Raw genomic sequence first — 6,790 nt, 5'->3', positions numbered from 1 at the left:
AGGAGGCGAGGGATGCTTCTGGTGACGGGGCATAACCGGAGACGGGGAAGGCCAAAGGGGAGGGGGCGGCTTTTGAACCTGCGGCGGCGGGGGAGAGGTGCGTACCGGAGGCTTTTGGGGCGGCGGTGGGAGCTGGAGACGGTCTTTGGTCTGCTGAAGGGACCGATGGGGCTGGTGGGGGCGGTGGGGAGGGTACGGGGGCTGAAGGCGGTGGCCCTGCAAGTGGAAGCTTGGGTGATGGCCTGGAGCGTGGTGGCCCAGCTTCTTGGGCAGGCGGGTCTGCCCATCACCCGGGTGTTGCGGGTGGTGGCGTGAGGTGAGTACGCAGGTGAATATCCGAAAAGGGGGGCTCAAGGGTATAAAACACCTTGCACCTGGCAGAATGGAGGGGATGGTGCCCCTCCTCACCACCCCTCTTCCCGTCCCCCACGGCTTCACCACGAGGCTTGGGGGCGTGTCCGAAGGCCCCTTCTCTAGCCTCAACCTCTCCGCCGCCACCGGGGACGACCCCAAGAGGGTGGCGGAGAACCAAAGGCGGGTCCTCGAGGCCTTCGGCCACCCCCCGGTGGCCGCCTTAAAGCAGGTCCACGGCACGGAGGTCCACCTGGTGGAAGGCCCCGGGACCTGGGAAGGGGACGGCCTCCTCACCCGCACCCCCGGCCTCCTCCTAAGGGTGGGGGTGGCGGACTGCTACCCCCTCCTCCTCTACCACCCCGGGGGGCTGGTGGGGGCCTTGCACGCGGGCTGGCGGGGGGTGGTGGGGGGGATCCTCCCCAAGGCCCTGGAGCGCCTTTTGGCCCTGGGCCTGGACCCCAGGGAGGCCCACCTGGCCATCGGCCCGGGGATCGGGGGGGCCTGCTACCAGGTGGGGGAGGAGGTGGCGGAGGCCTTCGCCCGGGCGGGGCTTTTCGCCTTCGCTCCCGACCCCAAGGCCCCGGGAAAGTACCTCCTGGACCTGGAAAGGGCCCTCCTCCTCCAGGCCAAGGGGGCGGGGCTTAAGGAGGAGCGGATCTACCGGGTGGGGCTTTGCACCCACTGCGACCCCAACCTCTTCTCCCACCGCCGCGACCGGGGGAGGACGGGAAGGATGTGGGGCCTCGTCCTCCTCCCCCGTTAAGCGCCCGTTCACCCTGCCCGTGGCAGAATGAGGCCATGCTCTTCCCCCGGGAGGTGCTCCCCTCCCTCCTCCACCTCACCCCGGAGTGGCTTAGGGCCCGGGGCCTCAAGGGGGTGATCCTGGACCTGGACAACACCCTCCTGCCCTACGGGGACGAGGAGCTTCCCGAGGCCTACCGGGCCTGGCTTTTGGCCCTGAGGGAAGCGGTGCCCGTCTACCTCCTTTCCAACGCCCTCCCCGAGCGCTTCGCCCGGGTGCAAAAGGCCCTTGGCCTTCCCGGCCACGCCCCGGCCCTCAAGCCTTGGCTCGGGTTTCGCCGGGCCCTGAAGGCCCTGGGCCTTCCCGCTGAGGAGGTGGCGGTGGTGGGGGACCAGGTCTTCACCGACGTCCTCGGGGGAAACCTGGTGGGGGCCTACACGGTCTTGGTGCCGCCTCTAAGGGAGAGGGAGTTCTTTTACACGCGTTTCATACGGATGCTGGAGACTCCGTTTAGAAGACCTCGAGGGGTGGGAGATGAGCGTCTTGACCATAGGCGATAAAAGGCTCGGGGCGATCCTCTTGGACGCCGGGCTCCTCACGGACGAGGAGCTGCAGATGGCCCTGGAAAGGCACCGGGAGGTGGGGGGGTCCTTGGCCGAGGTGATCAGCGACATGGGCCTTCTCTCGGAAAGGCGCATCGCCCAAGCCATTGAGGACCACTTCGGCATCCCCTTGGTGGAGCTTGGCTCCCTGGAGATCCCCCCCAAGGTGAAGGCCCTGCTCCCTGCCGAGAAGGCCAAAGAGCTCCAAGCCATCCCCTTCGCCCTGGACGAGGAGGCCGGGGTGGTGCGGGTGGCCTTCGTCAACCCCTTGGACCCTTTGGCCTTGGAGGAGGTGGAGGACCTCACCGGCTTGGTGGTGGAGCCCTACCAGGCCACCAAGAGCGACTTCCTCTACGCCCTGGCCAAGAACTACCCCGAGCTCGGTCTGCCCCTTCCCCCTTTGCCCTCGGGCCCGAGCCAAAGGGAGCTGAAGCTGGGGGAACTCCTGGTGAAGAAGGGCCTCCTTTCCCGAGAGGCCTTGGAGGAGGCCTTGGTGGAGCAGGAGAGGACGGGGGACCTTCTGGGGCGGATTCTGGTGCAAAAAGGCCTTTCCGAGAAGGACCTCTACCGGACCCTGGCCGAGCAGCACGGGCTGGAGTCCCTGGAAAGCACCGAGGGTTTAAATCCTGACCCCGCCGCCACCGCCCTCCTCCTTCGGTCGGACGCCCTGCGTTACGGGGCCGTGCCCGTGGGCTTTAGGGAGGGGAAGGTGGAGGTGGTCCTCTCTGACCCCCGGCACAAGGAGGCGGTGGAGGGGCTCTTGGGCCGCCCCGCCCGCTTCTACCTCACCCTGCCCCAGGCCTGGGAGGCCCTTTTCCAGCGGGCCTACCCCGAGAAGGGGCGCCTGGGGGAGGTCTTGGTGCAGGAGGGGCGCCTTTCCCGGGAACACCTCAGGGAGGCCTTGGAGGTGCAAAAGCGCCTGCCCAAGGCCAAGCCCCTGGGGGAGATCCTGGTGGAGCTTGGCCTCGTCAAGCCCGAGGACGTGGAGGAGGCCCTGAAGAGGCAGCGCCAGGGCGGGGGCCGTCTGGAGGACACCTTGGTCCAGTCGGGGAAGCTCAAGCCCGAGGCCCTGGCCCAGGCGGTGGCCGCCCAGCTGGGGTACCCCTACGTGGACCCCGAGCGGGACCCCCCAGACCCAGGCGCCGCCCTCCTCATCCCCGAGGATCTGGCCCGGCGCTACGGCGTCTTCCCCCACCGCTTAGAGGGGAGCCGCCTGGTCCTTCTCATGAAAGACCCCCGGAACATCCTGGCCCTGGACGACGTGCGCCTGGCCCTGAAGCGGAAGGGCCTCGCCTACGAAGTGGCCCCGGCGGTGGCCACGGAGGCGGCCATCACCAAGCTCATTGAGCGCTTCTACGGGAAGGAGGAGCTTGGGGAGCTCGCCAAGGAGCTCTCCAAGGGCTACCAGGAGGAGGAGGCCCAGGCCCTCGCGGACCTGGACGAAAGCGCCGCCCAGCGCTTCGTCAAGCAGGTGATCCGGGAGGCCTACCTCCAAGACGCCTCCGACATCCACATTGAGCCCAGGCCTTCGGACGTCCTGGTGCGCCTCCGGATTGACGGGGCTTTGCGCCAGTACACCACCTTGCCCAAGGGGGCCCTGAACCCCATCATCAGCGTCGTCAAGATCATGGGGAACCTCAACATCGCCGAGAAGCGCCTCCCCCAAGACGGCCGCGTGCGCTACCGGGAGGGCGCCATTGACGTGGACCTCCGCCTTTCCACCCTGCCCACGGTGTACGGGGAGAAGGCGGTGATGCGCCTTCTGAAAAAGGCCAGCGACATCCCGGAAATTGAGGGCTTGGGCTTCGCCCCCGGGGTCTTTGAGCGCTTCCAGGAGGTCATCTCCAAGCCCTACGGCATCTTCCTCATCACCGGGCCCACAGGGTCGGGCAAGAGCTTCACCACCTTCTCCATCCTGAAGCGCATCGCCACCCCCGACAAGAACACCCAGACCATAGAGGACCCCGTGGAGTACGAGATCCCAGGCATCAACCAGACCCAGGTGAACCCCCAGGCGGGGCTCACCTTCGCCCGGGCCCTAAGGGCCTTCCTCAGGCAGGACCCGGACATCATCATGGTGGGGGAGATCCGGGACTCCGAAACCGCCAAGATCGCCACCGAGGCCGCCCTCACCGGGCACCTGGTCATCGCCACCCTCCACACCAACGACGCCGCCCAGGCCATCACCCGCCTGGACGAGATGGGGGTAGAGCTTTTCAACATCTCCGCCGCCCTCATCGGGGTCCTCTCCCAGAGGCTCGTGCGGAAGATCTGCGACAGTTGCAAGGTGGAGGTGAAGCCCGACCCCGAGGTCCTGAGGCGCCTTGGCCTCTCCGAGGCGGAGATAGGGGGGGTCAAGCTCTACAAGGGCATGGGCTGCGAGCGCTGTAGCGGCACGGGCTACAAGGGCCGCTACGCCATCCACGAGCTTTTGGTGGTGGACGACGAGATCCGCCACGCCATCGTGGCGGGGAAGTCGGCCACGGAGATCAAGGAGATCGCCCGGAGGAAGGGCATGAAGACCCTCCGGGAAGACGGCCTCCAAAAGGCCTTCCAGGGGATCACCACCCTCGAGGAGGTCCTGGCGAGGACCATTGAGTAGGAGGGAGCATGCCGAAGACACCCGACATCGTGGACCTTTTGAGCCTGGCCGTGGAGCGGGGGGCGAGCGACCTGGTGGTCACCGTGGGCCTGCCCCCCATGGTCAAGGTGGACGGGGAGTTCCACCCCACGGAGTACGAGCCCCTCACCCCCCAGGACACCCGCCGCCTCATGTACGCCCTCATGGACGAGAAGCAGCAGCGGGTCTTTGAGGAGGAGAAGGAGCTGGACTTTTCCTTCAGCCTCCCGGGGAAGGGGCGCTTCCGGGTGAACGTCTTCCTGCAGCGGGGAAGCGTGGGCGGGGTCTTGAGGGTGGTGCCCGCCGTCATCAAGAGCTTTGAAGAGCTGGGCCTCCCCAAGGCCATCGCCGAGATCGCCATGAGCCCAAGGGGTCTGGTCCTGGTCACGGGGCCCACGGGGAGCGGGAAGAGCACCACCCTGGCCTCCATGATTGACTACATCAACGAACGCAAGCCCGTGCACATCGTGACCATTGAGGACCCCATAGAGTTCTTCCACAAGCACAAGAAGGCCATCATCAACCAGCGGGAGATCGGGGCGGACACCCACGGCTTCCACAAGGCCCTGCGGAGCGTGCTCCGCCAGGCCCCGGACGTGATCCTGGTGGGGGAGATGCGGGACTATGAGACCATCGCCGCCGCCATCACCGCCGCCGAGACGGGGCACCTGGTCATGGGCACCCTCCACACCAACTCCGCTCCCGAGACCATTGACCGGATCATTGACGTCTTCCCGGAGGCCCAGCAGGAGCAGGTCAGGGTGCAGCTTTCCAACAACCTGGTGGCCGTGCTCACCCAGCAGCTCCTGCCCAAGGCCTTCGGGGGCGGAAGGGTCCTGGCCTATGAGCTCATGATCGCCACCCCCGCGGTGAGGGCCCTCATCCGGGAGGGAAAGAGCCACCAGCTCAGGAGCGTGATCCAGACCGGGGGCCAGTACGGGATGATCACCATGGACGCCTGCCTCGCCGACCTCTACAAGCGCAAGCTCATCACCTACGAGATGGGGCTTGCCCGGGCCGTGGACCCCAAGGAGTTCATGCGGCTTGCGGGGGTAGGGGAGGGCCAGGAGGCGCGGCGCGGTAAACTCTAAGCCATGTACGAGGCGGTCATCGGCCTCGAGGTCCACCTGCACCTCAAAACCCGGACCAAGGCCTTCTGCGGCTGCGAGGCCGACTACTTCGGAGCGGAGCCCAACACCCACACCTGCCCCGTCTGCCTGGGCCTGCCCGGGGCCCTTCCCGTGGCCAACCGGCTGGCGGTGGAGTACGGCCTCAGGCTCGCCCTGGCCCTGGGGGCCGAGGTGCCGGGAAGGCTCGTCTTCCACCGCAAGCACTACTTCTACCCCGACCTCCCCAAGAACTACCAGATCAGCCAGTACGACCTCCCCTTGGGCCGGGGGGGAAGCCTGCCCTTGGGGGGGCGAAGGGTGCGCATCAAGCGCCTCCACCTGGAGGAGGACGCGGGGAAGAGCCTGCACCTGGAGGGGCGGACGCTTTTGGACCTCAACCGGGCGGGAAGCCCCCTCATTGAGCTCGTCACCGAGCCCGACCTCAAGACCCCCGAGGAGGCCAGGCTCTTCCTCCAGCGCATCCAGGCCCTGGTCCAGACCCTGGGGATCTCGGACGCAAGCCCCGAGGAGGGCAAGCTCCGGGCCGACGTGAACGTCTCCGTGCGCCGGGTGGGGGAGCCCTTGGGCACCAAGGTGGAGATCAAGAACCTCAACTCCTTTAAAAGCGTCCAGCGGGCCCTGGAGTACGAGATCCGCCGCCAGACGGAGGTCCTGAGGCGGGGGGAAAGGGTGAAGCAGGCGACCCTGGGCTTTGAGGAGGGAAGCGGCAAGACCTACCCCATGCGCACCAAGGAGGAGGAGGCCGACTACCGCTACTTCCCCGAGCCCGACCTGCCCCCGGTGGCCATCCCCCGGGACTGGCTTGAGGAGGTGCGGCAAAGCCTTCCCGAGCTCCCCTGGGAGAAGGAGGCCCGCTACCGCGCCCTGGGCATCAAGGAAAAGGACGCCGAGGTCCTGGCCTACGCCCCGGCCCTTTCCCGCTTCCTGGACGAGGCCCTCTCTTTAGGCCTCGCCTCCCCCCAGGCCCTGGCCAACTGGCTCCTGGCGGACCTCATGGGCCTTTTGAACGAGCGGGGCCTCGGCCTGGAGGCCACCCGCCTGAGCCCCGAGGCCTTCGCCCGCCTGGTGGCCCTCTTTGAGCGGGGGGAGGTCACGAGCCGGGTGGCCAAGGGCCTCCTCCCCGAGCTCCTGGAGGGCCAAGACCCCGAGGCCCTGGTGCGGGCGCGGGGGCTTAGGGTGGTGGCGGACGAGGGGGCGCTGAAGGCCTTGGTGGCCGAGGCCATCGCCGCCATGCCCGAGGCGGCGGAGAGCGTCCGCCAGGGCAAGCTCAAGGCCCTGGACGCCCTGGTGGGCCAGGTGATGCGCAAGACCAAGGGCCAGGCCAAGCCCGAGGCGGTGCGGA

General features: G+C 67.6%; 5 protein-coding genes and 1 pseudogene (1 of these 6 running past the window's edge). All 6 read left to right on the top strand.

What is annotated here, in order from left to right:
* Positions 1 to 315: pseudogene (locus BLP62_RS14445) on the top strand (transposase); the annotation flags it as partial.
* A gap of 76 nt (positions 316 to 391) precedes the next feature.
* The gene (gene pgeF / locus BLP62_RS12400) at positions 392 to 1,117 is read left to right on the top strand and encodes a peptidoglycan editing factor PgeF (protein WP_093008632.1); all 726 of its coding nucleotides are present in this window, start codon (positions 392 to 394) and stop codon (positions 1,115 to 1,117) included.
* Between the two features lie 35 nt (positions 1,118 to 1,152).
* Positions 1,153 to 1,656 (top strand): YqeG family HAD IIIA-type phosphatase, encoded by a 504-nt coding sequence (locus BLP62_RS12395; RefSeq protein WP_093008631.1) that lies wholly within the window; start codon positions 1,153 to 1,155, stop codon positions 1,654 to 1,656.
* The gene (gene pilB, locus BLP62_RS12390; protein ID WP_093008630.1) at positions 1,631 to 4,300 is read left to right on the top strand and encodes a type IV pilus assembly ATPase PilB; all 2,670 of its coding nucleotides are present in this window, start codon (positions 1,631 to 1,633) and stop codon (positions 4,298 to 4,300) included. The genes BLP62_RS12395 and pilB overlap by 26 nt, the downstream gene beginning before the upstream one ends.
* Positions 4,301 to 4,308: 8 nt before the next feature.
* Positions 4,309 to 5,409, top strand: a complete 1,101-nt coding sequence (locus BLP62_RS12385; RefSeq protein ID WP_093008629.1) for a type IV pilus twitching motility protein PilT — start codon at positions 4,309 to 4,311, stop codon at positions 5,407 to 5,409.
* A 3-nt stretch (positions 5,410 to 5,412) separates the two neighbouring features.
* Positions 5,413 to 6,790: the 5' portion of an Asp-tRNA(Asn)/Glu-tRNA(Gln) amidotransferase subunit GatB gene (gene gatB / locus BLP62_RS12380; RefSeq protein ID WP_093008628.1), read on the top strand. It continues 32 nt past the right edge of the window; only the first 1,378 of its 1,410 coding nucleotides appear in the window; the start codon lies at positions 5,413 to 5,415; its stop codon lies off the right edge, out of view.

It is taken from the genome of Thermus arciformis, from assembly GCF_900102145.1.
Lineage (GTDB): Bacteria > Deinococcota > Deinococci > Deinococcales > Thermaceae > Thermus > Thermus arciformis.
Note: the sequence above shows the minus strand (reverse complement) of the source record. Positions and strands in the feature narration are given on the sequence as shown.

Coding starts and splice junctions, on each gene's coding strand:
- pgeF (WP_093008632.1), top strand. CDS start 392: ATGGTGCCCCTCCTCACCACCCCTCTTCCCGTCCCCCACGGCTTCACC.
- pilB (WP_093008630.1), top strand. CDS start 1,631: ATGAGCGTCTTGACCATAGGCGATAAAAGGCTCGGGGCGATCCTCTTG.
- BLP62_RS12385 (WP_093008629.1), top strand. CDS start 4,309: ATGCCGAAGACACCCGACATCGTGGACCTTTTGAGCCTGGCCGTGGAG.
- BLP62_RS12395 (WP_093008631.1), top strand. CDS start 1,153: ATGCTCTTCCCCCGGGAGGTGCTCCCCTCCCTCCTCCACCTCACCCCG.